This is a genomic window from Streptomyces sp. AC1-42W, assembly GCF_003248355.1.
Classification (GTDB): domain Bacteria; phylum Actinomycetota; class Actinomycetes; order Streptomycetales; family Streptomycetaceae; genus Streptomyces.
On the sequence record NZ_QKWY01000001.1, the window covers coordinates 3,346,054 to 3,371,686 of the forward strand.

At 73.4% G+C, this 25,633-nt stretch carries 23 protein-coding genes; 5 read left to right on the forward strand and 18 right to left on the reverse strand.

Annotated features, from left to right (window positions below; translation table 11 throughout):
• Positions 1-44: 44 nt before the first annotated feature.
• A complete protein-coding gene (gene pdxR / locus DNK56_RS15490) occupies positions 45-1,475 on the reverse strand; it encodes a MocR-like pyridoxine biosynthesis transcription factor PdxR (protein WP_199563747.1) in 1,431 nt (476 codons plus the stop codon).
• A 47-nt stretch (positions 1,476-1,522) separates the two neighbouring features.
• Between pdxR and DNK56_RS15495 the strand changes: the two genes are divergently transcribed.
• Both DNK56_RS15495 and DNK56_RS15500 read left to right on the forward strand, forming a co-directional pair.
• The gene (locus tag DNK56_RS15495) at positions 1,523-2,494 is read left to right on the forward strand and encodes a DMT family transporter (RefSeq protein WP_241989884.1); all 972 of its coding nucleotides are present in this window, start codon (positions 1,523-1,525) and stop codon (positions 2,492-2,494) included.
• A 325-nt stretch (positions 2,495-2,819) separates the two neighbouring features.
• Positions 2,820-3,587, forward strand: coding sequence for a GntR family transcriptional regulator (locus DNK56_RS15500; RefSeq protein ID WP_111334391.1), 768 nt, complete (start codon positions 2,820-2,822; stop codon positions 3,585-3,587).
• A 64-nt stretch (positions 3,588-3,651) separates the two neighbouring features.
• Here the strand turns inward: DNK56_RS15500 and DNK56_RS15505 are convergent, their stop codons facing one another.
• Positions 3,652-4,809, reverse strand: coding sequence for an ROK family protein (locus tag DNK56_RS15505; protein WP_111334393.1), 1,158 nt, complete (start codon positions 4,807-4,809; stop codon positions 3,652-3,654).
• Between the two features lie 292 nt (positions 4,810-5,101).
• On the opposite strand from DNK56_RS15505, the gene DNK56_RS15510 reads away from it, so the two are divergent.
• On the forward strand, positions 5,102-5,548 hold the full coding sequence (locus DNK56_RS15510; RefSeq protein WP_111334395.1) for a hypothetical protein: 447 nt from the start codon (positions 5,102-5,104) through the stop codon (positions 5,546-5,548).
• A gap of 16 nt (positions 5,549-5,564) precedes the next feature.
• Here the strand turns inward: DNK56_RS15510 and mug are convergent, their stop codons facing one another.
• From mug to bioB, 10 genes are all read right to left on the reverse strand, one after another.
• The gene (gene mug, locus DNK56_RS15515; protein ID WP_111334397.1) at positions 5,565-6,110 is read right to left on the reverse strand and encodes a G/U mismatch-specific DNA glycosylase; all 546 of its coding nucleotides are present in this window, start codon (positions 6,108-6,110) and stop codon (positions 5,565-5,567) included.
• Positions 6,111-6,135: 25 nt separating this feature from the next.
• A complete protein-coding gene (gene purB, locus DNK56_RS15520; RefSeq protein WP_199563746.1) occupies positions 6,136-7,578 on the reverse strand; it encodes an adenylosuccinate lyase in 1,443 nt (480 codons plus the stop codon).
• 59 nt (positions 7,579-7,637) lie between these two features.
• On the reverse strand, positions 7,638-8,507 hold the full coding sequence (locus DNK56_RS15525; RefSeq protein WP_111334401.1) for an SGNH/GDSL hydrolase family protein: 870 nt from the start codon (positions 8,505-8,507) through the stop codon (positions 7,638-7,640).
• A gap of 81 nt (positions 8,508-8,588) precedes the next feature.
• Positions 8,589-9,608 carry a hemolysin family protein gene (locus DNK56_RS15530; RefSeq protein WP_111334403.1) on the reverse strand — a complete coding sequence of 340 codons (1,020 nt, stop codon included), beginning with the start codon at positions 9,606-9,608 and terminating at the stop codon, positions 8,589-8,591.
• Positions 9,605-10,942, reverse strand: a complete 1,338-nt coding sequence (locus DNK56_RS15535; RefSeq protein WP_111334405.1) for a hemolysin family protein — start codon at positions 10,940-10,942, stop codon at positions 9,605-9,607. Before DNK56_RS15535 ends, DNK56_RS15530 begins: the two co-directional genes overlap by 4 nt.
• Positions 10,943-11,107: 165 nt before the next feature.
• Positions 11,108-11,548: a GNAT family N-acetyltransferase gene (locus DNK56_RS15540; protein WP_111334407.1), complete on the reverse strand. Its 441-nt coding sequence runs from the start codon at positions 11,546-11,548 to the stop codon at positions 11,108-11,110.
• A 141-nt stretch (positions 11,549-11,689) separates the two neighbouring features.
• On the reverse strand, positions 11,690-12,973 hold the full coding sequence (locus DNK56_RS15545) for a cytochrome P450 (protein WP_111334409.1): 1,284 nt from the start codon (positions 12,971-12,973) through the stop codon (positions 11,690-11,692).
• A 212-nt stretch (positions 12,974-13,185) separates the two neighbouring features.
• Positions 13,186-13,869 carry a dethiobiotin synthase gene (gene bioD / locus DNK56_RS15550; RefSeq protein ID WP_111334411.1) on the reverse strand — a complete coding sequence of 228 codons (684 nt, stop codon included), beginning with the start codon at positions 13,867-13,869 and terminating at the stop codon, positions 13,186-13,188.
• 3 nt (positions 13,870-13,872) lie between these two features.
• Positions 13,873-15,177, reverse strand: coding sequence for an adenosylmethionine--8-amino-7-oxononanoate transaminase (locus DNK56_RS15555; RefSeq protein ID WP_111334413.1), 1,305 nt, complete (start codon positions 15,175-15,177; stop codon positions 13,873-13,875).
• A complete protein-coding gene (gene bioB, locus DNK56_RS15560; protein ID WP_111334415.1) occupies positions 15,170-16,417 on the reverse strand; it encodes a biotin synthase BioB in 1,248 nt (415 codons plus the stop codon). The genes DNK56_RS15555 and bioB overlap by 8 nt, the downstream gene beginning before the upstream one ends.
• Positions 16,418-16,560: 143 nt before the next feature.
• Here bioB and DNK56_RS15565 point away from each other — a divergent pair, with 143 nt between their 5' ends.
• The gene (locus DNK56_RS15565) at positions 16,561-17,703 is read left to right on the forward strand and encodes an 8-amino-7-oxononanoate synthase (RefSeq protein ID WP_111334417.1); all 1,143 of its coding nucleotides are present in this window, start codon (positions 16,561-16,563) and stop codon (positions 17,701-17,703) included.
• A gap of 39 nt (positions 17,704-17,742) precedes the next feature.
• Here the strand turns inward: DNK56_RS15565 and DNK56_RS15570 are convergent, their stop codons facing one another.
• Together DNK56_RS15570 and DNK56_RS15575 are read right to left on the reverse strand one after the other, a co-directional pair.
• Positions 17,743-17,940, reverse strand: a complete 198-nt coding sequence (locus DNK56_RS15570; protein WP_111334419.1) for a DUF397 domain-containing protein — start codon at positions 17,938-17,940, stop codon at positions 17,743-17,745.
• Positions 17,941-17,965: 25 nt separating this feature from the next.
• Positions 17,966-18,826, reverse strand: a complete 861-nt coding sequence (locus DNK56_RS15575; RefSeq protein WP_111334421.1) for a helix-turn-helix domain-containing protein — start codon at positions 18,824-18,826, stop codon at positions 17,966-17,968.
• Positions 18,827-19,031: 205 nt separating this feature from the next.
• Here DNK56_RS15575 and DNK56_RS15580 point away from each other — a divergent pair, with 205 nt between their 5' ends.
• Positions 19,032-19,511: an ATP-binding protein gene (locus DNK56_RS15580; RefSeq protein ID WP_111334423.1), complete on the forward strand. Its 480-nt coding sequence runs from the start codon at positions 19,032-19,034 to the stop codon at positions 19,509-19,511.
• Here DNK56_RS15580 and DNK56_RS15585 read toward each other — a convergent pair.
• The 4 genes from DNK56_RS15585 to DNK56_RS15600 form a co-directional block, all read right to left on the reverse strand.
• The gene (locus tag DNK56_RS15585) at positions 19,493-19,966 is read right to left on the reverse strand and encodes a C40 family peptidase (RefSeq protein WP_111334425.1); all 474 of its coding nucleotides are present in this window, start codon (positions 19,964-19,966) and stop codon (positions 19,493-19,495) included. The genes DNK56_RS15580 and DNK56_RS15585 overlap by 19 nt on opposite strands.
• Before the next feature lie 517 nt (positions 19,967-20,483).
• Positions 20,484-21,536 carry an NAD-dependent epimerase/dehydratase family protein gene (locus tag DNK56_RS15590; protein WP_111334427.1) on the reverse strand — a complete coding sequence of 351 codons (1,053 nt, stop codon included), beginning with the start codon at positions 21,534-21,536 and terminating at the stop codon, positions 20,484-20,486.
• Between the two features lie 105 nt (positions 21,537-21,641).
• Positions 21,642-23,249, reverse strand: coding sequence for a sigma-70 family RNA polymerase sigma factor (locus DNK56_RS15595; RefSeq protein ID WP_111334429.1), 1,608 nt, complete (start codon positions 23,247-23,249; stop codon positions 21,642-21,644).
• Between the two features lie 186 nt (positions 23,250-23,435).
• Positions 23,436-25,571 (reverse strand): glycoside hydrolase family 6 protein, encoded by a 2,136-nt coding sequence (locus DNK56_RS15600; protein WP_241989885.1) that lies wholly within the window; start codon positions 25,569-25,571, stop codon positions 23,436-23,438.
• Between the last annotated feature and the right edge of the window lie 62 nt (positions 25,572-25,633).

Here is a 25,633-nt window from a genome sequence, read left to right on the forward strand (position 1 = left end):
AAAAACCGTAGATCCCGCCACTGACAATCGGCCCCCGCCGCAGGTCACAGGGGCTTCGGGCCGCATTCGGCGAGCGCCCGCACACCACGGACGATGTCCGCCGGCGCCAGGTGCGCGTAACCGAGGACCAGCCGCACGCAGCCGTCCCCGGACCCGTCCGTTCCGTATGTGCGCAGCAGCCGCACCGCGATCCCGGCCCCGGCCGCGCGCTCCGCGAACTCCTCCTCGGGACCCCAGCGTTCGGGCAGCCGCGCGATGGCGTGCAGGCCCGCCGCGACCCCGCTCACCTCCGAGCCGGGGAAGTGCGCGGCCAGCGCCCGCGTCAGCACGTCCCGGCGCTCGCGGTACGCGCGCTGACAGCGCCTCAGCTGGCGGTCGTAGCCCCCGCCGGTCACGAAGTCGGCGAGCACCGCCTGGTCGAGGGCCGGATTGCCCAGGTCCATCGTCCGCTTGCGGTCCACCAGTTCGGCGGTCATCGAGGCCGGCGCGATCAGCCAGCCGAGCCGCAGACCGGGCGCCAGGGACTTGCTCACCGAACCGGTGTAGGCGACGTGTTCCGGATCGAGGCCCTGCAGGGCGCCCACCGGGGCGCGGTCGTAGCGGAAGTCGCCGTCGTAGTCGTCCTCGACCACCAGCCCGTCCGTCTCCCGCGCCCACTCCAGGAGCCGGCTGCGCCGCGCCGCGGAGTAGGCCACCCCGGTCGGGAACTGATGCGCCGGGGTCGTCACCACGGCCCGCACCCCGGAGCGCGCCAGCGCCTCCATCGCCAGACCCTCGTCGTCGAGCGGGACCGGGGCCGTCGCCACGCCCGCCGAGGCGAAGAGCGCCGTGTGCTCCGGACTGCCGGGGTCCTCGACGCCCACCGTGCGAACCCCGCGCCCGTGCAGCACGAACCCGAGGAGCGTCGTCGCCTGCGCCACCCCCGAACACACCAGCAGCCGTTCGGGATCGGCCACCACCCCGCGCCGCCGCGTCAGCAGCGCGGCCAGCGCCTCCCGCAGCTCCGGCAGCCCGCGCGGGTCCGGGTAGCCGAGGGCGCCGTGCGGCAGCCGGGCCAGCGCCGAACGGTGGGCGGCGGCCCAGGCGCTGCGCGGGAACAGCGAGAGATCGGGCGTACCCGGCCGGAAGTCGACGCGCACGGTGCGGGCGCGCGGCGCCAGGTCCCGCGCACCGCCCGCGGCCGCCCGCGCCGACCCGCTCACCCAGGTCCCCGCGCCCCGCCCGCTGCGCAGATAGCTCTCGGCCGTCAGCTGCTCGTACGCCTCCGTCACCAGACCGCGCGAGACGCCCAGGTCGGCGGCCAGCTCACGGCTGGACGGCAGCCGCGTCCCCGGCGCCAGCCGGCCCGAGCGCACCGCCTCGCGCAGCGCCGACCGCAGCGCCCGGCCCCGGCCGCGCGCCGGAGCCGACGCCACCGGCAGCAGCAACTCCCAAGCGGCGGACACGGACGGCGGATTGGTCCCCGAAGCTGTCATGGAAGTGGACCTTAAACCGAACCACCGCGCTCCCTAACGTCGGAGTCATGAACGCGACCTCCCTGCGCGGCGCCCTCCCGGCCGCCTTCGCCTGCGTCCTCGTCGGCGCCTCCTTCACCGCCAACAGCGTCCTCGGCGACTACCCCTACGCGGGCGGCCAGGCACTGCGCTACGGCCTGGCGGCGCTGCTCCTGCTGCCCCTGGTCGGCCGGGTCGGCGAACCGCGCCCCCTCGCCACCCTGCGCCTGCTCACCGGGCGCCAGTGGGGGCGGCTCGCGCTGCTCGCCGCCATCGGCATGGTCGGCTTCAACCTCGCGGTCCTGACCGCCGAACGCTCCGCGGAGCCCGCCGTTCCGGGCGTCTTCGTGGGCTGCGCGCCGATCGTCGTCGCGGTGCTCGTCCCCCTGCTCGACGGACGCCGGCCCGCCCGCCCCGTGCTGTACGCCGCCGCCCTGGTCGCCGCGGGCGCCTTCACGGTCCAGGGCTGGGGCCGCACCGACCTGGCCGGAATCCTCTGCTCGGTCGGCGCCCTGGCGGGCGAGGTGGGCTTCGCCGTCCTCGCCGTACCGGTGCTGCGCCCGCTGGGTCCCAAGCTGCTGTCCGCCGCGGTGTGCGTGATCGCGGCGGCCGAGTCGGCGGTGCTCGGACTGGTGCTGGACGGCTCCGGCTTCCTGCGGGTGCCCACCGGCGCGGAGACGCTCGCGCTGCTGTGGCAGGCGGCCGTCGTGACCGTCATCGGCTTCGTCTGCTGGTACATGGGCGTCCAGCGCATCGGCGCCGAGCGGGCCACCCTGTTCTCCGGGCTCATCCCGGTCTCCGCCGCGCTCACCGCCCCGCTGGTCGGCACCGGCTCGTACGGTCTCGGACAGGCGGCCGGCTCCTGCCTCGTCGGCCTCGGCGTGGCGATCGGGTCGGGTGTGCTCGGACGGCGCGGCGCGGTGCCCCCGGCCGCCGGGGCGGGGGACGTCGCCGACGGGCGGCGGCCGGATCGCGAGCCCGTCGCAACCACCGCTCCGTAGCGATCGGTTCAGGACGTTCGCAAAAGTCGGCTGGCCGCTCGGCAGCCAGGCTACTTTCGGCCGGTATGGCTGATTCGGGCGAGTCCGGTAGAAATTGTTCCACAGCCCCACGTCACCCCTCCGACGTGGGGTTTTGTGCTGCGCGCGGCCGCCCGGACCGCGAACGTCCTGTGAACGCTGTACTGCGGAGCACCGATTCACAGCTTTCGGGGCGCAGGATTGGTCTTGACCAAGGGGAAGCACCGTCTTAAGGTCTCAACGTTAAGACAGGGACCTTTAATAAATAACGTCGCGGAATAGCCGCCGGGCGATTGCGGAGGACAGGGTGGGGACCACGCAGCTGGAAACGGTGCAGGAGCCGAAGTACTGGCATCTGAAGACCGTGCTCGGTGAGGCACTCGACTCGGACTTCTCCGTGGGGGAGATCCTTCCCAACGAGCGCGAGCTCGCCGCCCGGTTCGGCGTCGCGCGGGCGACGCTCCGCCAGGCCCTGGAGCAGCTCGAACTCGAAGGCCGGCTCCAGCGCCGCCGGGGCGTCGGAACCACCGTCGCCCCGCCGCGCGTCGGCGTGGCCGTCTCCACCGCCCGCCACGACTGGAGCGAGGGCGGCACCGGCGAGGCATGGCAGCCGGTCGACTGCGAGAGCGCTCCCGGACCCGCCGCCGTGGCCGCGACGCTCAACGTGGGCGGCGAGGAGCCGCTGCACGTCGTGCGCCGCATCCGTACCAGCCACGGCCAAGTGGTCGCCGCCGAACTGCTCTACGTACCGGCCTCGTCGGTGCCCGAGCTGTCCGGCATAGACGCGCCCTCCGGCGCCGCCCGCGCCCGCAACGTCGTCCGCGAACTGCACCGGCTCGCCCTCGACGGCCAGGACCGGTCCGTCGAGCTGGGCTCCGCCCGCGCCGACGACGCCAGGGAGCTGGACCGCCTCCCCGGCGCCCCCGTCCTCGTGGTGACCACGCGCTACCTCGCCGCCGGCGGCACCGCGGCCGTCTCCGTCGCCACGTACCGGGCCGACACCTGCCGGCTCACCTTCGGGGACTCGGGCGACCTGGAGATCAGCCACCCCGCCGAGGAGCGCCAGGCATCCTGAACCGGGGCCCGCGGCGGGCGCACCGCCCGTACGGCCCCGAACCGCACCCCACGGCCCGTCGCGTTCAGCGGCGGGCCGTCACCGTTCCCTCGATCGCGAACAGCTCCTCCTCCACGTGGTCCAGCGCGAGCCGCAGCGCGCCGGTCGCCACGGCGGCCTCTCCGAGCAGCGACAGGGCCACCCTGGGGGGCCGCAGGCAGTACCGGGCCAGTTCGCTGCGCAGGGGGTCCAGTACGCCGTCCAGACCGGCCGCCCAGCCCCCGACCACCACCAGCTCCGGGTCGAGCGCGAGGACCAGCGCCGCCACGTCGTGCACCAGGCGCTGGATGAACCGCTGCACCGCCGCCTGCGCCAGCTCGTCGCCGTGCCGGGCCTTCGCGAAGACGGCGGCGACCGCGTGCTCGTCCAGCGGGTCCAGCGGGGTGTCCGTCGTGGAGAGCAGATGCTCCGGCGTCACATCGCGGCCCAGCAGGTGCAGCGCGCCGATCTCCCCGGCCGCGCCGCCGAACCCCCGGTGCAGCCGGCCGCCGATCAGCGAGCCCGCCCCCGGACTCAGCCCGGCCAGCACGAACACGATGTCGTCGGACTCGATCGCCGCGCCCTTCCAGTGCTCGGCGACGGCGGCGGCGTTGGCGTCGTTCTCCACGAGGACCGGGCAGCGGAAGGAGCGCCCCAGGCGCTCGCCCAGCGGCAGGCCCGTCCAGCCCGGCAGCGCGGTGCCCAGCCGTACCGTCCCGTCGGCCTCCACGATCCCCGGACTGCCCACGCCCACGGCCCGCAGGCTGCTGCGCACCACGCCCGTACGGCGCAGCACGTCGGCGACCACGGCCCGGACCCGCTCCAGGCGGTCGTCGGCGTCCGCGGTCTCCGACACCTCGCGGGAGCCGGCGCCGATGATCCGGCCGTCCAGGCCCGACAGCAGCGCGGACACGCGGTGCGGGCCGATCTCGATGCCCAGCAGGTACCCGGCCTCGGCCCGGAACCGGAAACGGCGGGCCGGACGGCCCTGGCGGCGGGTTTCGGCCCCGTCCGGGGCGGACTCGACGACCAGACCCGCCTCGAAAAGCCCTTCCATGACACCCTCGACCGTCGGCCGGGACAGGCCCGTGAGCCGTGCCAGGTCCGTGAGCGTCGAGGAGGACGCGCCCCGGAGGGCATGCAGTACCACCGCGGAATTGATCCGTCGCAGCAGCGACGGGTCCCCACCGGTCAGCCGGCCCACGGTGTGTCCTCCCAGCTAGTGCGCATGTCAGGCGGATGGTACTCGCTGCTCAGGGGGAGGGCGACCGCAGGATGCGAACCTGTATCCAAAGGTCTCGACCGGTCGTTACCGGCGCTCGCGGCCCCGGAACCACCGGTCGGCGGCATCTGCCCGAGCGGGTCCGCCAGTTGGCGCCGGACGGCGAGGGGCGACGGGTCAACTGGCGGTCGCAGGCCGGGAACGAGATGGCTGAAATCGTCTCAAAGTGCGGAGCGGGGCGTCGATTGTCAGTGCGGGACGGTTTACTGACGGCATGACCACCGCACATCACCTCCGGCTCATCGACGGGATGCGCGCCCGTGCGTTCCCCGTGGAGCGGGTCCGGGCGGGTTCAGGGGTCAGCGGTCCGGGCTACCACATGGCCTACCTCCACCCGGAGGACGCCTGGGGCGAAGGCCGGGACGACGACGAGGCGGACCGGCTGGAGCACCGCGCCCAGTGCGTCGCGGACCACGAGGCGCTGGTGACGCTGCTCGGAAGCCGCTGGGGCGAACCGATGCTGGTGAGCCTGTTCGGCGCCCGGGAGCGGATGGTGTCCGGTGAGGAGATACCCGAGCCCTGGGCGGACGTCGTCGCGGGCTGCGAGTTCCTGCGCCTGTGGCAGGTCGGGGAGCGCTGGATAGCCCTGGCGCTCTGTCTGGAGGAGGGCGGCTCCGGCTGCGAGCTGAGCGTCGTGGTGACGGAGACGGACCCGCCCTGAAGGGCGGCAACGCGCCCTAGGCGTGGCCGTCCTCCACGGCGGCGCGCAGCCGGCCGTACTCCTCGGCCATGGTGTGCGCGGTCCAGTGGGCGTTGAGGCCGCTGGGGTTGGGCAGCGCCCAGACCCGGGCCCCGCCGATCGTCCGCTCCTGGGGGCCGATGCGGGCCCGGCGGTCGCCGAACGCCGTGCGGTACGCGGTGACGCCCACGACGGCCAGCCAGCGCGGGCGCAGCCGCTCCACCTTGGCGGTGAGAATCCGGCCGCCCTCCCGGAACTCCTCGGCGGACAGCTCGTCGGCCCGCGCGGTGGCCCTGGCGACGACGTTGGTGATGCCGAGGCCGTGGTCGAGCAGTTCGGCCTGCTCGGCGGGGAGCAGCCGGCGCGGTGTGAAGCCCGACAGATGGAGCACGGGCCAGAAGCGGTTGCCGGGGAACGCGAAGTGGTGCCCCGTGGCGGCCGTCGTCAGGCTCGGGTTGATGCCGCAGAACAGCACGCGCAGGCCGCCCGCGACCACGTCGGGGACGACGCGGTCGCGGGCGGCCCGGAGCTCTTCGGGGGTCATCCGTCGGCAGCGGTGGCCGGTGCCGTCAGAGGATGGAGCCCGGCGTGTAGCCGGCCGCCTCGGGGTGCTGCCCGGTGATCTTCTCGATCCGGGCCACCAGCGCGGTGACCTGGTCGCCCGCGGCGCCGGTGAAGGACAGCTTGTCGGCCATCAGCTCGTCCAGCTGGGCGCGGTCCAGCGGGATGCGCCCGTCGGCGGCGAGCTTGTCCAGCAGCTCGTTGCGCTCCGTGCCCTGCTCGCGCATGGCCAGGGCGGAGGCGACGGCGTTCTCCTTGATGGCCTCGTGGGCGACCTCGCGGCCGACGCCCGCGCGGACCGCGCCCATCAGGACCTTGGTCGTGGCGAGGAACGGGAGGTAGCGGTCCAGCTCGCGGGCCACCACGGCCGGGAACGCGCCGAACTCGTCCAGCACCGTCAGGAACGTCTCGACCAGCCCGTCGAACGCGAAGAACGCGTCCGGCAGGGCCACCCGGCGGACCACGGAGCAGGAGACGTCGCCCTCGTTCCACTGGTCGCCGGCCAGCTCGCCGGTCATCGAGGCGTAGCCGCGCAGGATGACCATCAGGCCGTTGACGCGCTCGCAGGAGCGGGTGTTCATCTTGTGCGGCATCGCCGAGGAGCCGACCTGGCCCGGCTTGAAGCCCTCGGTCACCAGCTCGTGCCCGGCCATCAGCCGGATCGTCTTCGCCACCGAGGAGGGCGCCGCGGCCAGCTGGACCAGCGCCGTCACCACGTCGTAGTCGAGCGAGCGGGGGTAGACCTGGCCGACCGACGTGAAGGCGTGCCCGAAGCCGAGGTGGGCGGCGATGCGCTCCTCCAGCTCGGCCAGCTTCCCGGCGTCCCCGCCGAGCAGGTCGAGCATGTCCTGCGCCGTGCCGACGGGGCCCTTGATGCCGCGCAGCGGGTAGCGGCCCAGCAGGTCCTCCAGGCGGCCGTACGCCACCAGCAGCTCGTCGGCCGCGGTCGCGAAGCGCTTGCCGAGGGTGGTGGCCTGGGCGGCGACGTTGTGCGAGCGGCCGGCGACGACCAGCTCGCGGTACTCGGCGGCCAGCTTGCCCAGACGGGCCAGGACGGCCACGGTCCGGTCGCGCATCAGCTCCAGCGAGAGCCGGATCTGCAGCTGCTCGACGTTCTCGGTGAGGTCGCGCGAGGTCATGCCCTTGTGGACGTGCTCATGGCCGGCGAGGGCGTTGAACTCCTCGATCCGGGCCTTCACGTCGTGCCGGGTGACCTTCTCGCGCTCGGCGATCGAGGCCAGGTCGACCTGGTCGAGGACGCGCTCGTAGTCGGCGAGAGCGGCGTCGGGCACCTCGATCCCGAGGTCCTTCTGGGCGCGCAGCACCGCCAGCCACAGCCGGCGTTCCAGCTTCACCTTCTGCTCGGGGGACCAGAGGACGGCCAGCTCCGTGGAGGCGTAGCGGCCGGCCAGGACATTGGGGATGCGAGGCTTCGCAGACACAGCAGTCACGTGTCCTGATTCTACTGGCGGTTCGTGCAGCTCAGCGCACCGGTCCGGTTTGTGGGTTGCTACGAACGCGGCCGGTCGCCCGCGTCCCGCCCGTCGCTCTCCACCCGCCGCCACGCGCCGACCGGGGCCTCCCGGCCGTCCTCCTGCGGGGTGACCCAGAAGGCCCGTCCCAGCTCGGCGTTGAACTGCGCCCCGGCCCGCCCGTCGCCCGAGGAGCGCCCGGTGAGCCGCCTGCCGATCCAGGGGAGCAGATGCTGCCGGGCGAACCGCACGTCCGCCGCCCGCCGGGCGGCCCAGCGCGGCGGGACGGCGGCGGGCAGCGGGGCCCGCCAGTCGCTCTCGGCCGGCAGCCCCAGCGCCTGCCAGACCGCCTCGGCCACCCGGCGGTGCCCCTCGGCGGTCAGATGCAGCCGGTCCACGTCCCACAGGCGCGGGTCGCCCAGCACCGGGGCGCCGTACAGATCGACGACCACCGCGTCGTGCCGGGCGGCCAGCTCGTCGATCAGGGCGAACAGCTTCTCCATGCGGGGCCGGAAGCGCTCCATCACCGGGCCGTTGCGGCCGGGGCTGCGCATCAGCACCAGCCGCCCGCACGACGGCGCCAGCCGCTCCACCGCCTCCTCCAGCCGGCCGCGCACCATGCCCATGTCGCACTTGGGGCGCAGGGTGTCGTTGAGACCGCCGACCAGGGTCACCACATCGGCCCGCATGGCCGCCGCCGCCTCCACCTGCTCGTCCACGATCTGGCCGATGAGCTTGCCGCGCACCGCGAGGTTGGCGTAGCGGAAGCCGGGCGTGCGGGCGGCCAGCCGGGCGGCGAGGACATCGGCCCAGCCCCGGTACGAGCCGTCGGGCAGCAGGTCCGACATGCCCTCGGTGAACGAGTCGCCGACCGCGACGAGACTGGTGTAGGAGGCATTGAATTCCATGGCGCTGCGATCGTATCGCGGTGCCGGACGCCCCCGCCGGGCGAGCGGTGGCTCCGGGACGGGGCCCGGAGCCACCCCCGGTCAGCGGCTCTGCGGGCGCCCCACCAGCTCCCGGAGGACGTCCTCCATCGTGACCAGGCCGGCCAGCCGGTCGTCCTCGTCGAGCACCGCCGCCAGGTGCGTACGGCTGCGGCGCAGCGCCGTCAGTACGTCGTCCAGCGGGGTCGCCGCCCGGACGCGGGCGATCGGCCGCATCGAGGACACCGGGAACGGCATGTCGCGCGGGGTCACGTCCAGGGCGTCCTTCACATGGAGGTAGCCGAGGATGCGCTGCTCGGCGTCCATCACCGGGAAGCGCGAGAAGCCCGTCTCGTACGACAGCCGCTCCAGCTCCTCCGGCGTCGCGCCGACCCGGATGTACATCACCCGGTCCACCGGCAGCACCACGTCGCGTACCGGCCGCCGGCCCAGCTCCAGGGCGTGGTGCAGCCGCTCCGCCGCCCGGTCGTCGACCAGCCCGGCGTCACCGGCGTCCTTCACCAGACGGGCCAGCTCGTCGTCCGAGAACGTCGCCGCCACCTCGTCCTTCGTCTCCACCCGCAACAGCTTCAGCAGCCCGTTGGCGAAGGCGTTGATCGTGAAGATCACCGGACGCAGCGCCCTGGCCAGCGCCACCAGCGGGGGGCCCAGCAGCAGCGCGGAGCGCACCGGTTCGGCCAGCGCGATGTTCTTCGGGACCATCTCGCCCAGCAGCATGTGCAGATAGGTCGCCACCGACAGCGCGATCACGAACGAGATCGGATGGACCAGCCCGTGCGGCACGCCCACCGCGTCGAAGACGGGCTCCAGCAGATGCGCGATGGCCGGCTCGGCGACGATGCCGAGGACCAGGGTGCACAGCGTGATGCCCAGCTGCGCCGCCGCGAGCAGCGCCGAGACGTGTTCCAGGCCCCAGATGACGCTGCGCGCCCGCCGGTTGCCCTGTTCGGCCTGCGGTTCGATCTGGCTGCGGCGCACCGAGATCAGGGCGAACTCGGCACCGACGAAGAACGCGTTCACGACCAGCGTCAGCAGACCGATGAAGAGCTGTACGGCGGTCATCGCTCGTCCTCCGACGGCTGGTGGGAACCGGTCACCGGGGCGTGCAGCAGGGCGCGGGCGGCGCGGCGCCCGGAGGCGTCCACCACGTCGATCCGCCAGCCGGCCAGTTCGATGGAGTCGCCCACGGCCGGGATGCGGCCGACCTCCGTGGCGACCAGACCGGCCAGGGTCTCGTAGGGGCCGTCCGGCACACGCAGCCCGATCCGCTCCAGCTGATCCATGCGGGCGGCGCCGTCCGCCGACCACAGGACGCGCCCGTCGGCGTCCTCACCGGCCGGCGCGAGGTCCGGCGTCTCGTGCGGGTCGTGCTCGTCGCGCACCTCGCCGACGACCTCCTCGACGATGTCCTCAAGGGTCACGACGCCCGCCGTGCCGCCGTACTCGTCGATGACGACGGCCATGGCGAGCTTGCCGGACAGCCGGTCCAGCAGCCGGTCCACGGTCAGCGTCTCGGGCACGAGCACCGGCTCGCGCAGCATCTCGGACACCCGCTTGCGGGGGCGCTCGTCGGCGGGGATCGCCAGGACGTCCTTGATGTGGGCGACGCCGACGACGGTGTCGAGGTTGTTGCGGTAGACGGGGAAGCGGGAGAGGCCGGTGGCCCGGGTGGCGTTGGCGACGTCCTCCGCGGTCGCGCCGACCTCCAGCGCGGTGACCTGGACGCGCGGGGTCATCACGTTCTCCGCGGTCAGCTCCGGCAGATTGAGGGTACGGACGAACAGCTCCGCGGTGTCCGCCTCCAGCGCGCCCTCGCGGGCGGAGTGCCGGGCGAGCGCGACCAGCTCCTGCGGGCTGCGGGCCGAGGCCAGCTCCTCGGCGGGCTCCAGACCGAAGCGGCGCACGATGTGGTTGGCGGTGTTGTTGAGGTGGCTGATGAAGGGCCGGAAGACGGCCGTGAAGATCCGCTGCGGGGTGGCGACGGCCTTCGCCACGGCCAGCGGCGAGGAGATGGCCCAGTTCTTCGGGACCAGCTCGCCGACAACCATCAGGAACACCGTGGACAGGGCCGTACCGATGACGAGCGCCACGGACGACGCGACGCCCGGCGACAGCCCGACGGCCTCCACCGGGCCGCGGATGAGCTTGGCGATGGACGGCTCGGAGAGCATGCCGACGACCAGGTTGGTGACGGTGATGCCGAGTTGCGCCCCGGAGAGCTGGAAGGTGAGCCCGCGCACGGCCTTCATGGCGCTGGCCGCGCCGCGCTCGCCCCGCTCGACGGCCGTTTCCAGCTGGCCGCGCTCGACCGTGGTCAGCGAGAACTCCGCCGCGACGAAGGCGCCGCAGGCGAGGGAGAGCAGTACCGCAACGAGCAGCAGAAGCACTTCGGTCATCGGTTCACCTCCGTCCCATGATCGGGCAGGGACTGGCGGACCGCGCGATCTCGGCGGCTTCGGCAACTGGGAGGCTCGCCCATGGGCGGACGCTCACACCTTTCGTCGGAGGGGCGGGGCTGAATCCCTATAGTAAAGGATCGGCAAAGTGCCGTGCGGACGTGGTCACTCCGCCCCTGTTCCCTCCCGGAGCGGCTTCACCCACCGACGCCACTGGTCCTGCCGCCGGTATCCGGCCGCCCCCCAGGTGTGGTGCGCGCGCTCGTTCCGCTCCAGGACCATGGCGTCCACCCGCCGCCCGCCCACCTCGGCGAAGTGCCGCTCCGCCGCGTCCAGCAGCGCGGTCGCGATGCCCCGGCGGCGGTGGTCCGGATGCACGGCCAGCCGGTACAGGGAGCACCGCCAGCCGTCGAACCCGGCGATCACGGTCCCGACCAGCGTGCCGTCCCGTTCCGCGAGCAGCAGCGCCCCGGCGTCGCGGGCGACCAGCCGGGCCACCCCGTCGTGGTCGTCGCTGACGCTCGTCCCCTCGGCGGACGTGCGCCAGAACCGCAGGACGGCATCGATGTCGGGCAGGGCGGCGGGCCGTACGGCGAGATCGTTCATGGCCGGAGCCAATCAGAGAAGCGCACCGTCGAGCGAGCGGATTCCCGACCGGCCGGGCGTACGGGCCGGTGCGGGCCGAGGTGTACGGGCTGGTGCGGGCCGGGGCGCACGTTCGGGCGCCGGCCGGTGCGTACGGGCGGTTCAGCGCAGGTGGACGGGCAGGCCGTCGATGCCGTACACGATCGACAGCTTGCGGAACGCCAGATCCTGCGGCGGGACCGCGAGCCGCATGGCCGGAAAGTGCCCGACCAGCGCCGGGAAGGCGGCACGCAGCTCCATCCGGGCCAGCTCCGCGCCGATGCAGCGGTGGATGCCGTAGCCGAAGGCCAGGTGCCCGGCCGGGGTGACCCGGTCCACGTCGAACCGCCCGTCGTCCGTGACGTACGCCGGATCGCGGTTGGCGCCGCTCAGCGAGCACAGCACCATGTCGCCGCGCGGGATCGTCACCCCGGCGATCTCGATGTCCTCGCGGGCGAACCGGGGAAAAGCCATCTGCACGGCCGAGAGATAGCGCAGCACCTCCTCCACGAAGGGGCCCGCGAGCCCGTCGTCCGTCCGCAGCCGCGCCGCCACCTCCGGATTGCGCAGCAGCACCAGCGCGCCCAGCGCGATCGTGCTGGCCGTCGTCTCGAACCCACCGGTGAGCACCCCGTCGGCCAGGCCCGCCAGCTCCTCGTCGTCCACGCTGTCGCCGTGCTCCCGCACGATCATCCCCAGCAGCCCGTCGCCGGGGTCGCGCCGCTGCGCCCGGACGACGCCCCGGAAGTAGTCGAGCGACGCGGACATCGCGCCGAACGGCGCGGTCGTCCCGGCGAACAGGTCGAAGCGGTCCATGGCCAGCTTCTGGAAGTCGTCGCGGTCCTCGTAGGGCACCCCGAGCAGCTCGCAGATCGTCAGCGACGGCACGGGCAGCGCGAAGGAGTGCACCAGGTCCACCGGCCCCGGCGCCGCGGCCATGGCGTCGAGCCGCTCCGCGACGATGGCGTCGATCCTGGGCGTCAGCCGGCGCAGCCGGCGCATGGTGAACTCCGGGGTCAGGATGCGGCGCAGCCGGGTGTGCACCGGCGGGTCGCTGAAGCCGAGACCACCGGGGCTGTGCTCGGCGACTATGCCCGCGTTGCCCGCCAGATGGGCGAAGTCGGTGCTGAACCCCTCGGCGCGGCCGAGCACCGCCTTCGACTCCTCGTACCCCGTGACCACCCAGGCGTCCATGCCGAACGGCAGGGCCACCCTGCGCACCGGCGCGCTCGCCCGGGCGTGCGCGAGCCGCCGCACCGGGTCCAGCCCGTCCCTGCGCAACGGCATCAGCAGCTGGTCGGGCAGCAGCCGCATGGTGGAGGAGCCGAGTCCGTGCTTCTGGATGCGCGCCAGGTAGCCGCGTCCGAGCCGGGCGGTGATACGGGAACGGAACGTCGTCGCACTCAATGTCACTCCATGAGTCGTCGCGGGATCTGGTCGGTTGGCGCACAGTGGCACCAGAACGTGGCCGCCTACGGTGACTTCGGCTACCTGAGCAGGAATTATGACCACGTGTTCGACCAGCGGGAGGCCGGGGTACCGAATATTTCGGCGACGACGTGCGGCGACGTGCGGCGACCCGCGACGACCGCCCCACCCGGCCGGTCCCGGCGAAGGCCCTACGGCCGGCGGCCGCCCAGCGGCCGGGCCAGCCAGTCCGCCGCCCGCGCGCGGAACTCCCCGGGCGCGAGCGACCCCGCGCCCTCCGGCACCACGCCGAGCAGCGGCGCGCCCGCCGCCACCGGCAGGTCCGTCACATTGCAGCGCGCCGCCAGATCGGGCGCGGCCGGCATGCTGCCGATGACCACGCCCGGACAGCTCAGCCCGCGCGCCCGCAGCGCCTCCGCCGTCAGGGCCGTGGAGTTGAGCGTGCCCAGCCCGGCCGGGGCGACCACCAGGACCGGCGCCTCCAGCAGCCGGGCCGCGTCCGCCAGGGTCGCGCCCTCGTCGTCGAACCGTACGAGCAGCCCGCCCGCGCCCTCCACGAGGACCAGGTCGTGCTCGGTGGCCAGCTTCTCCACCGCCTCCGCGATCTCGTACGGGCGCACCGGTCGCATCCCGGCGCGCCTGGCCGCCGTCGCGGGCGCCAACGGTTCCGGGAACCGGGCCAGTTCGACCGCGGTCACATGACCGCCCGCGAGCCGCGCCACCTCGGCCGCGTCTCCGGGTTCGCCCGGCTCCAGGCCGGTCTGGGCCGGTTTGAGGACGGCGACGCGGCGGGGCGCGGCGGCGGCCGCCACGGCCGCCGTCACGATCGTCTTGCCGATCTCCGTGCCGGTCCCGGTCACCACCAGAACGCGCATGCCTCAGCCCTCCCGTGCCGCCGCGCACACCGCGCGGCAGATCCGTGCCACGTCGTCGTCCCCCGTCACGTACGGCGGCATGGTGTAGACGAGGTCGCGGAACGGCCGCAGCCACACCCCTTCCCGGACCGCCGCCGAGGTCGCCGCCGCCATGTCCACCTCATGGTCCAGCTGGACCACGCCGATGGCGCCGAGCACCCGCACATCGCGGACGCCGGGCAGCTCGCGCGCCGCCGCCAGGCCCGCGCGCAGGCCCGCCTCCACGCGTTTCACCTCCTGCCGCCAGTCCTGGCCGAGCAGCAGGTCGATGGAGGCGCAGGCCACCGCCGAGGCGAGCGGGTTGCCCATGAACGTCGGTCCGTGAGCGAGCACGGGCACCTCGCCGCGCGAGATCCCGTCGGCGACCTCGCTCGTGCACAGCGTCGCCGCCATCGTGAGGTAGCCGCCGGTCAGCGCCTTGCCCACGCACATCACATCCGGGGAGACCCCGGCGTGGTCGGCCGCGAACAGCTGTCCCGTACGGCCGAAGCCGGTGGCGATCTCGTCGAACACGAGCAGGACCCCGTACGCGTCGCACGCCTCGCGCAGCACCCGCAGATAGCCGGGGGAGTGGAAGCGCATGCCGCCCGCCCCCTGCACGACCGGTTCCACGATCACGGCGGCCAGTTCGCCGGCGTGCCGCTCGATCAGTTCGCGCAGATGCGCCGCGTACGCGGGGTCGGGCTCGGCGTCGTAGCCGGCGGGCGGCTCGTCGGCGAAGACCTGGCGGGGCAGGGCGCCCGACCACAGCTCGTGCATCCCGCCCTCCGGGTCGCACACCGACATGGGCTGCCAGGTGTCGCCGTGGTAGCCGCCGCGCCAGGTCAGCAGCCGCTGCTTGGCGGGCTGCCCGGCCGAGCGCCAGTACTGGAGGCACATCTTCACGGCGACCTCGACCGACACCGAACCGGAATCGGAGAGGAAGACGTGGCGCAGCGGCTCCGGGGTGATCTCCACCAGCCGGGCCGCGAGCCGGACGGCGGGCTCGTGCGTGAGCCCGCCGAACATCACATGGCTCATCCGGTCCAGCTGACCGCGCGCCGCCTCGTTGAGCACCGGGTGGTTGTAGCCGTGCACGGCCGACCACCAGGAGGACATGCCGTCCACCAACTCGTCGTGGCCGTGGGCGGGTTCGGCGAGCCGCAGCCGGACCCCGGACGCGGACTCCACGACCAGCGGCTCCTGCCGGCCCGGCATGGGCCCGTACGGATGCCAGACGTGCGCCCGGTCCAGGTCCCGGAGCACGGCGGGGGAGAGCGGCTCAGGCATTGGGGGCGAGATCCGTCCCCGCGCCGCGGCGGCGTACCGCCACCAGATCCGTACGGGCGCCCGGAACCGGAGTCTCCGTCGGCTCGGCGGCGGCGGCAGCGGCGGACGCGACCTCGGCCTCCGGACCGTCCGCGGTTTCGCCGCACGGCCCGCAGCCGCTCCCGGTGTGCGTACCGCAGCTCTCCGGCTCCGAGCCGCAGCCGCCCGCGTGCGAGCCGCAGCCGGCCGCCGGGTTCGCGCGGTGCCCGGGGAGCGTCGTCGTACCCGTCCCTTCCACCTCGAAACCGGCGTCCGCGATCATGTCCAGGTCGGCCTGACCGGCCTGGCCCTCGCTGGTCAGATAGTCGCCGAGGAAGATCGAGTTCACCAGGTGCAGGGCGAGCGGCTGCATCGAGCGCAGATGGACCTCGCGCCCGCCCGCGAGCCGTACCTCCACGTCGGGGCAGACGAACCGGACCATCGCCAGGATGCGCAGACAGCGCTGCGGCGTCAGGTTCCACTCCTTGGCGAGCGGCGTCCCCTCGAACGGGATCAGGAAGTTGACCGGCACCGAGTCCGGGTCCAGCTCGCGCAGCGAGAAGACCACATCGACGAGGTCCTCGTCGCTCTCGCCCATGCCCGCGATCAGCCCCGAGCACGCGGAGAGCCCGGCGGCCTGCGCCTGGTGCACCGTGTCCACCCGGTCCGCGTAGGTGTGGGTGGTCGTGATCTCCCCGTACGTCCCCTCGGACGTGTTGAGGTTGTGGTTGTACGCGTCGGCGCCCGCCGAACGCAGCCGCTCGGCCTGCCCCTGCGAGAGCAGCCCCAGGCAGGCGCACACCTCGACGCCCTCGTTCTGGTCCTTGATGGCCTCGATGGTCTTCGAGACCCGGTCCACGTCCCGGTCGGTGGGGCCCCGGCCGCTGGCCACCAGGCAGACGCGCTTGGCGCCGCCCGCCACCCCGGCCGCCGCCGCCTTCGAGGCGTCCTCGGGCTTGAGCCAGGTGTACTTGAGGATCTCGGCCTTGGAGCCGAGCCGCTGCGAGCAGTACGAGCAGTCCTCGGGACAGAGCCCCGATTTCAGATTGACCAGATAGTTCAGCTTCACCCGCCGCCCGAACCACTGACGGCGCACCCTGCCGGCCGCCGCCACCACATCGAGCAGTTCGTCGTCCGGGGTCGCCAGTACGGCGAGCGCTTCTTCACGGGTCGGCAGCTCGCGCCGCAGCCCCTTGTCCACCAGCGTGTTCAGGAGGTCCATGGCGTCGATCCTGACGCACCGCACCGCCCCGAGCCAAGGAGGAACCGGACAACGGAGCTCACGCGGGGTGTGTGCATCACCACACCGTGCCCCGGTGTGACCCCGGTTAGGGTCTGTGGGCTGCCTACAAGAGGGGTCACTCCATGCCCGCCACCCCGTTCGACTGGATCGACGACGAGGCGCGCCGTCGCGCGGACGCGGGGCTGGTCCGCAGGCTGCGGCCCCGGAGCGCCGGCACCGGGCCGCTGGACCTCGCGAGCAACGACTACCTCGGCCTGACCCGGCACCCCGAGGTGACCGCGGCGGCGGCGGACGCGGCCCTGCGCTGGGGCGGCGGATCGACCGGCTCCCGCCTCGTGACGGGCTCGACCGCCCTTCACGCGGAACTCGAACGCGAACTCGCCGCGTTCTGCGGATTCGAGGCGGCCCTCGTGCTCTCCTCCGGTTACGCCGCCAACCTCGCGGCCCTCACCGCGCTCACCGGGCGCGACGGCCTCATCGCCTCGGACGCGGGCAACCACGCCTCCATCGTGGACGGCTGCCGGCTCTCGCGGGCGGCGACCGTCGTCGTCCCGCACGCCGACCCGGAGGCCGTCCGCAAGTCGCTGTGCGGGCACGAGGGCCGGCGGCTGGCCGTCACCGACTCGGTCTTCTCCGTGGACGGCGACGCCGCGCCGCTCGCCGCGCTGGCCGCCGTCTGCCGGGCGGAGAACGCGGCGCTCCTGGTGGACGACGCGCACGGTCTCGGGGTGCTCGGCGAGGGCGGACGCGGAGCGCTCGACGCGGCGGGGATCGCGGGCGGCGGGGGAGTCGTCGCGACGCTCACCCTGTCCAAGTCGCTGGGCAGCCAGGGCGGCGCGGTCCTCGGCCCGGCCCGCGTCATCGACCACCTCGTCAACACCGCGCGGACGTTCATCTTCGACACCGGGCTCGCCCCGGCGGCGGTGGGCGCGGCGCTGGGCGCGCTGCGGCTGCTGCGCCGCGAACCGGAACGCGCGCTGCGGGCCCGTACGGTCGCCACCGCGCTGTACGAGGGGCTGACGGCGGCCGGGCTGACCGCGGTGCGCCCCGACGCGGCGGTGGTCTCGGTGCGGGCGCCGTCGCCGGACGCGGCGGTCCGCTGGGCCGCCGACTGCCGGACGGCGGGGCTGGCGGTCGGCTGCTTCCGGCCGCCTTCGGTCCCGGACGGCATCTCGCGGCTGCGGCTCACCGCCCGCGCCGACCTGACGGACGAGCAGATCGGGCAGGCGGTGGCGACGGTGCGGCGGACCGCCCCGGCGAGCTGAGCCGGCGGACCGGGCCGCGGGTCCGGGGCGGCGGGCGCCTCAGCGCCGCAGACCGGAGACGAAGGACGTCCAGGCCGTGGGGGAGAACTCCAGCGGGGTGAGCGACACATCCTTGGAGTCGCGTACGGCGAGCAGCCGCCCGTCCTCGAACGGGGCGGTCTCCACGCAGTTGTTCATACCCGTGCTGCGGCTGCTGCGCCGCCACCGTAACGCTTGCTGTGCGGGGCGATCGGACATGACGGTTCCTCCGGGCGGTGGGGGGTCACCGATCGTCGCGGTCGATCGCGGCGATCAGGTCCAGCGTGTGCTCCGGCGACAGCGCGTGGGCCTGAAGGGTGCGGAAGGCCGCGCTGTACGCCGCAAGGTCTTCTTTCCGTTCCAGATAGAGGCTACTCGTCAAGTGGTCAAGAACGACCACGTCAAGGTCAGAAGCGGTCGGAAAGGAGAAAATAACGAAAGGGCTGGTGAGGCTGACATAGCCGCCGACCGCGAACGGAAGTAACTGGAGTTCCACATGGGGCAGTTGGGCCACCCGGGCGAGATGGCGCAGCTGCTGGCGCATCACTCTTCGGCCACCCACCTCCCGGCGCAGCACCGCCTCGTCGAGCACCGCGCTCAGCCGCAGCGGCGGGTCGCTGCTCAGCACCCCCTGCCGGGTCAGCCGCACCTCGACCAGCGAGTCCAGCTGGCCGGACGGCAGCCCGTCCAGGGAGGCCCGGGTCACCGCGCGGGCGTAGTCGGCGGTCTGGAGCAGGCCCGGAACCACCGTGGTCTCCAGCGTGCGGGCGGTGCGCGCCTGCGACTCCAGACTGATGAAGTCGCGGTACTGCGGCGGGATGAGACCCCGGTACGCGTGCCACCAGCCGGCGCCGCCCCCGCCCGCCGAACCGGCCAGCGCGCCCAGCACCTCGCGCAGCTGGGGATCGTCCATCCCGTACGCGTCCAGCAGCCGGATCACGTCATCCGGCCGCACCCCGCTGACACCTGTCTCGATCCTGCTCACCTTCGACTGGTGCCAGCCGAGCAGGTGCGCGGCCTCCCGGCTCGTGAGCCCCGACGCGTGCCGCAGACTCCGCAGCTCCTCCCCGAGCTTGCGGCGCCGAACCGCTGGACCGTGCTGCATCTGGACGCTCCCTCCCGCTGTCTGACGAGGGGACAGTGTCGCGCCCGCGCGGGGACGGGCGGGGAGAGTTCACCGGTTTGAGTTACAGATATATGCATATCTTGGTGGATCGCCACCACGGAGGGCAGCATCGGTGGCAATCTGGCGCGAAGCACAACCGGTCCGCTCGCCGGACCGGTACCGGGTGGGAAAGGGACGGCTCGCCATGGCAGACCATCAGGAAGCACGTGTCACTCTGCCGAGCGAGCCGGTATCGGTCTCCGCGGCCCGCCGGTACGTGGCCCGCGTACTCACGGACTGGGGCCTGCCCGAGGACGCGGAGGCCGCCGACGCGCTCCGCCTCATCCTCTCGGAACTGGCCACCAACGCCGTGCTGCACACCTTCGGGCAGTCCCCGACCTTCACCGTCGACCTGCTGCTGGAGCGCGAGGAACTGCTGAGCCTCGGGGTGACGGACAGTCACCCCCGCAGGCCCCAGCGGCTGCCCGCCGCCGTCCAGCAGGACAACGGACGCGGCATGGTCATCGTCCGCGCGCTGGCCAAGGAGTACGGCGGCCGGGTGACGGTCACCCCCACCGACGACGGCGGCAAGACCGTCTGGGTGACGCTGCCGTGGCACGCCCCGGCCGGCCCCGACGCCGTACGCGCCCGGCCCGCGGGCCCCCGTCAGGCGACCCGCCCGTAGTACACGCTCCGGGTCCAGATCTTCTCCAGCCGGACCACGGCCCCGGTCTTCGGCGAGTGCCAGATCTTCCCGCTCCCGGCGTAGATGCCCACGTGGTAGACGCTGCGCCCGGAATGGAAGAAGACCAGGTCGCCCCGCTGCCGCTCGGACGCCGTGATGTGCCTGGTGCGGTTGTACTGCTGCTGGGCCGTGCGGGGGAGCTTCTTGCCGGCCTTCTCGAACGAATAGAGCGTCAGCCCGGAACAGTCGAAGCTGTTGGGCCCGGTCGCGCCCCACCGGTAGGGCGCTCCCTTCTTCGACGCGGCGACCTTCAGCGCCTTCGCGGCGTGGCCGGCCGCCTGCGCCTCGGAGGCGGCACCGGGGACCAGCAGCGTGCCGCCGACCGCGGCGAGAGTCATGACCGAGGCCGTGGTGGCCCGGGCGAGCAGGGACGGGACATGAACCTGCGCACTCATGCGCAACCCTTCGTCAGCCGCCTGTGAAGGATGGCCTGTCGGGTTCGGGCTGGCGAAGTCGCCCGGCCGCGCGCGGCGGCTTCACCCCGAGGGACAACCGGTGTGCTCCGGCGGTCCCGTGATGCTCGGGTCCTCCACTCCTGCCGATCCACTCCTGTCGACCAGGCATCCGGACGGCGGCAGGACTCGGCGTCCGCCCGGACCGCCCCGCCGCGGTGGCGGGGGCTTGTCGTCCCAGGGATCTTGACGCACCTCGTGCCCGATTTCCGAGGTGAAACAGCCATATGTGAATATCGCCCCGAATCGACCGTTCAGGTGGGCGGCCCCCCTCCCCGCGCTCCCGCGCCCGTCCGCGGCCGTGCCCGTACCAGCGCTGTCGCGAGGGAAGCCGCCCGGCGCGCATCAACGGAACGCAAATCGGCCCGTCGCTCGCACGAGGGAACGCCTACGCCGATCGAGCGAGAAATCCCATCGCACCCACCGGGCGTGTCGCCCGCGCCCGCGGCGCCCGGCCCGGTCACGGCCTGCGGTCGTGTTCCGCCAGCCAGGCGTCCTCCGCCTCGTAGTCGAACAGCACCGTGCCGTACGTGCGCAGCATCGCCGGGAAAGCGTCCTGCCAGGCGCGGTCCGACAGGCGGGAGGCCAGCCAGTCGACGGTCTCCGGCAGCGAGTCGGCGTAGTCCGTCACCGGGCGGTAGCCGAGTTCCCGTGCGGCGGCCGACATGTCGTAGACGATGGAGTGCGGCGCGCTCCAGGGCGTCGCGCCGACGCCCTCCGCGGGCGGGGCGCCCGCGACCAGCACCGTCTCCGTGGACCGGCCCAGCACCGCGTCCACCGCCTCCCCGATCTCCGCGACCGTCGGCGCCTGCGGATCGGCGGCGTTCAGCACGCGCGAGCCGGGCCGGGCGGCGGCCAGCCGGATCAGCTCGGCCGCGTTCGACGTGTGCAGCGGATGGAAGCGCGAGGCCCCACCGTACGCCAGCACCCGCCGGGGCCGGCCGTCCAGCGCCCGCTTGACGAAGTACAGCTCGCGCGGGGTGCGGCAATGCGGTCCGTGCACCGCGCCCGCCCGCAGCAGCGTGACCGGGAGGGTGTCACCGGCCGCGAGCAGATCGCGCTCCAGGCGGATCTTGCGCGTCGCATAGGTGTCGTCGCCCGGCTCCACCGTGCTCAGCGACTCCGGGATCGGCAGCGGATAGCGGGGCGCCCCGTCCGGCTCGCCCTGCGTATCGAAACTGCGGCCCCGCTCGTCCGCGTACACCGCCCCGCTGGACACGACCACCGCCGATCCGATCCGGTCCGCGAGGCCGGTCAGCTGCCGGGCGTGCGGCCTCCCGTACGCCACCAGGTCCACCAGCACATCGCAGCCCGGACCGAGCGCCGCCGCGAGCGCGCCCTCCTCGTCACGGTCCAGGGCGACCGTCCGCACCCCGCCGTCCCACCCCTCGACGCGGCCCCCGCCGCGCGACGCCGCCGTCACCTTCCAGCCGTCCGCCGCGAGCGCGCGCACCGCGGCGCGCCCCATCTGTCCCGTCGCTCCCAGCACCCACGCGTGTCCCCTGTTGGTCATGCCAGGCACGCTAGGCGCGGCCGCCCCGGCGGACCAGGGGCGTTCACCGCTCGCGAATCCGCTCTCGGCGTCGGCGATCCGGGAACCCGGGGGCCCGTCCGCGCGTCACCGGCCCGTGCCGAAGTCCTGGGTCCACACGATGCCGCCGGGGCTGTCCTCCACACCCACGCCCAGTTCCTTGAACGAGCAGTTCAGGATGTTCGCGCGGTGGCCGGGGCTGTTCATCCAGGAGTCCATCACGGCGGCGGGTGTGCGCTGGCCCTTGGCTATGTTCTCCCCGTAGGTGCTCCACCGGTACCCGGTCGCGGTGATCCGGTCGCCCGGACCCGAACCGTCCTGCGAGGTGTGCGAGAAGTAGTCCCGCGCGGCCATGTCCTCGGAGTGCCGCTGCGCGGCGGTCGTCAGCTGCGCGTTGCCGGTGACCGGGCCACAGCCCTCCCTGGCCCGTTCGGTGTTGACCAGGGCCAGGACCTGCTCCGCCTCCGATGCGGGGCCGGGCGAGGAGCGGTCCGGGGCCGGCGGCCGGTTCGCCGGGGCGGACGCCGTCGCCGAGGGGCGCCTGCTCGCGGGGGCGGACTTCTTCGGTGACGCCTTCGGCTCCGCCTTCGTGGCGCTCGGGCTCGCGCTCGCGCGGGCGGACGGCGAGGCGGAGGGGGAGGGCACCGCCGTGGCGGACGCCTCGGCGGTCGCCGAGGTCGCGGCCGGGGCGGAGGACTCGGGGGCGGCGGCCACGGACACCTCCGCGTCCCCGTCGTCGCCCGTCGACAGATGCACGGCCGCGCCCCCGGCGCCCAGCACGCCCACCGCCAGGACCGACGCCACCACGGCGTTGCGCCGCCGGCGCCGGGCCTGCGTCCGGCGCAGCGCGGCCCGGCCCGGCCGGGCGGACGCGGCCAGGGGCGTGGCGGCGCCGGTCTCCGTCAGGCGCGGCGACCGGCCGGCGGCGGCCACGCCCGCGAGCGGCACCAGCGCCAGCCCCACCAGCAGCCCCTCGGCCGGCACCAGACCCGTACCGAACCCCGAGCAGACGGTGCAGCCGCGGGCGTGCCGGGCGATGCGCTTGCGCCACAGCGGCGACGGAGCCCCGTCCCACCCGGCCAGCATGTCGTCGAGCAGCACGCACCGGGGCCGCGCGCCCAGCGCGCCCACCACCACCCGCGCGGTGTCCAGCTGGGCCTTCATCCGCTGCACCCGGACCGCCGTGTGCTCGGGGGAGAGGTGCAGCGCGGCGGCCACCTCGGCCCGGCTCAGCTCGCCGGCCGCCTCCAGCCACCACAGCGACAGCAGCGCCCGGTCGTCCTCGTCCACCCAGCGGGTCGCCTCGGCGACCTGGCGGCGCTGCCCGGACAGGCCGAGCCGGAGAATGGTCACGTCCACGAAGTCGGCGCCCGGATCGACCCTGTCCTGCCCGCCGGCCAGGGGCTCCACGGGTATCGCGGCGGTCTGCCGGTCCCGCCAGTGCCCGCGTATCTCGTTCATCGCGATGGCCACCAGCCAGGAGCGGAAGCTCGCCGGATCGCGCAGGCCGGGCAGCGCCCGCAGCATCCGCAGGACCGTCTCCTGCACCACGTCGTCCACGTCCGCGTGGCCGTTGAGCGCACGCCCGACGACGTTGTAGAGCAGCGGCAGACAGGACGTGACGAGCTGGTCCCTGGCGCCGGGGTCCCCGGCCCGCGCCGCCTCGATCAACGCCCGTTCGCGGTCCTGGCCCATGCCGTGCTCACTCTTCCGGAGTCCTGTTCTGGCTTCACGCACACCTGGGAGATGCGGCCCGGCCGGTGACCATAACAAAAACCCGTCGCTCATTTGTGCGTGATGAGGCTCGGTGTGCGGAAAGAAGTCCGGCCCCGCCACGGGGGTGGCGGGGCCGGACGGGTCACCGGATCATCCGGTCACCGCTCAGGGCGCGGTGCCCCAGGTGAGCGCACCGCCCACGTACGCGCCGATCTTCGACGAGTCCGCGTAGCTGGTGGCCGTCGAGCGGCTGTAGTCGTCCGCCTCGTTGAAGTTGGACCAGTCGCTCTTGTTGAGACGCAGCTGCATCTCGCCGGTGGAGGCGCCGGCCGCGAGGGTGCCGCTGCCGAAGGAGACCTCCAGGTAGTGGCTGGCACCGGCCGCCGAACCGTTCTGCTTCACCGCCAGGCTCAGCTTCCCGCAGCCCATGACCGCCCAGTCGCAGGAGGTGCCGAAGGTGGCGGAGCCGGACTCCGGGGTGAACCAGTAGCGCAGCTTGACCGTGGACAGGTCCACCGCCGTGCTGCCGGTGTTGACCAGCTGGAGACCCATCCGGATCTGGTTGTCGGTCGCGGAGGAGTCGTTGTTCTTGTACTGGACCTTCAGGGCGCCCGTCCCGGTGCCGCCACCCGCGGAGGTGGTGACGGACAGGGCGGAGGAGGCCGCCGAGACGTTACCGGCCGCGTCCCGTGCCTTGACCGTGTAGCTGTAGGCGGTCGAGGCCGACAGATCCGTGTCGGTGTACGAGGTCGTGGTGGTCGAGCCCACCTTGGTGCTGCCCCGGTACACGTCGTAGCCGGTCACCGCGGTGTCGTCGCTGGACGCGGTCCAGGACAGCGAGACGCTGGAGCTGGTCTTCGCCGTGGACGTCAGGCCCGTCGGCGCGGTCGGCGCCTGGGTGTCGTCGTCGCCACCGCCGTTGTTGCCGCCGTCGTCGTCGCCGTCGATGGGCGGGTAGGCGTTGCGGAGCAGCTCCTGGAACTGCGCGGAGAACCAGTGACCCGCGACGGGGGAGTTGGGCAGCGCGCCGGACATGCTGTTGCCGTTGCGGCCGTTACCGGTGTACGTGGGGTCGCACATCCGGTCGAAACCCTTGCCCTCGTCGTTGTCCTCGGGCTGGCTGCTGCCGTCCGACTCCCCCGGAGGCTTCGCCCACACGTAGGCGTCGATACCGGGCTCGGGGGCGGTGGTGGGCCGCTCACCGATGCCGGCACCGCTCTGGTTGCACCAGTTGCCGGCGTGGATGCGCCGGTCCACACGGCCGCCGTCCACGTAGGCGTCCACACTGGTCAGCGGGCCCGCCGAGGTGGGCCGGTCGGGGCCGCCCCAGCCGTTGCGGGCGGTGTCGATCAGCATGCCGATGTTCGAGTTGAAGCCCTCGCTCACCAGCATGGTGCGCAGCGCCTGGGCGAACGTCAGCTCATCGGCGTAGTAGTTCCAGTCGACCCACTTCGACTGGCGCACCGTGGTGCCGTTCACCGAGTCGCTGATCTTGAAGTTCGGCTCCTTGAGAGCCGAGTAGTTGGCCGTGTTCACGATGAAGCCGGCCACGTCGTCGACGGTGGCCCCCTCGGAGGTGGCCGCCTTCTTGAACTCGGCCGCGGCCGGCGCCATGTTGCTGTCCCAGCCCAGCCAGCCGTGGTGGGCGGCGTCCACGTAGTTGTACACGTTGGGAATGGCACCCAGGGTGTGCAGGGCGTAGCCGACACCCTTCTCGTAGTTGCCGTTCGCCTTCATCGTCGCGCAGGCGTCGGTCGAACCGGCCGTGCCGCCGGCGTTGGTGACGAGGTTGGGCAGCGAGTCGGGCTCGATGATGGTGACAATGCGCAAGCCGGCGTACGCCGGGTCGGCGAGGATCTCGGCAATGGGGTCGATGTATTCGGTCTTGTACCGGCCGAGCTCCGTGGGGCCGAGCTCGCCGTTGGACGCCAGCGCGGCGCAGTCGCGTCCCGGCAGGTCGTAGATGACGACCTGGAACAGGTTCGCACCCTGGTCGAGCGCGGTGTCCAGGTGGTCACGCAGGCTCCGCGCGCCCGGCGTGCCACCGATGGCCGCGATGCGGTCCATCCAGACGAAGGCCGGGGTGTCGGCGATGGCCGCACCGCCCGGCTCGGCCGCCGCCCTGGCGGACCAGTCCGGGTTCACGTACGCCTGGGCGCCCACATACGGGTTGTCCACCCGCGCCACGGCCGCGTCGGCGGTGGCGGGGAGGGCGACCGCCAGGGCGGCGCCCATGGCCATCGCGGAGACTGCGGCGAGCCTCCGGCGTAGCCCTTGCTTGATGGTGCCTCTGGTACTCATTGCGGCTCCGTGCTCCTCTCGTACGCCCGCGGAGGATTCCCGCGGACGGTTTCTGGGGGGTG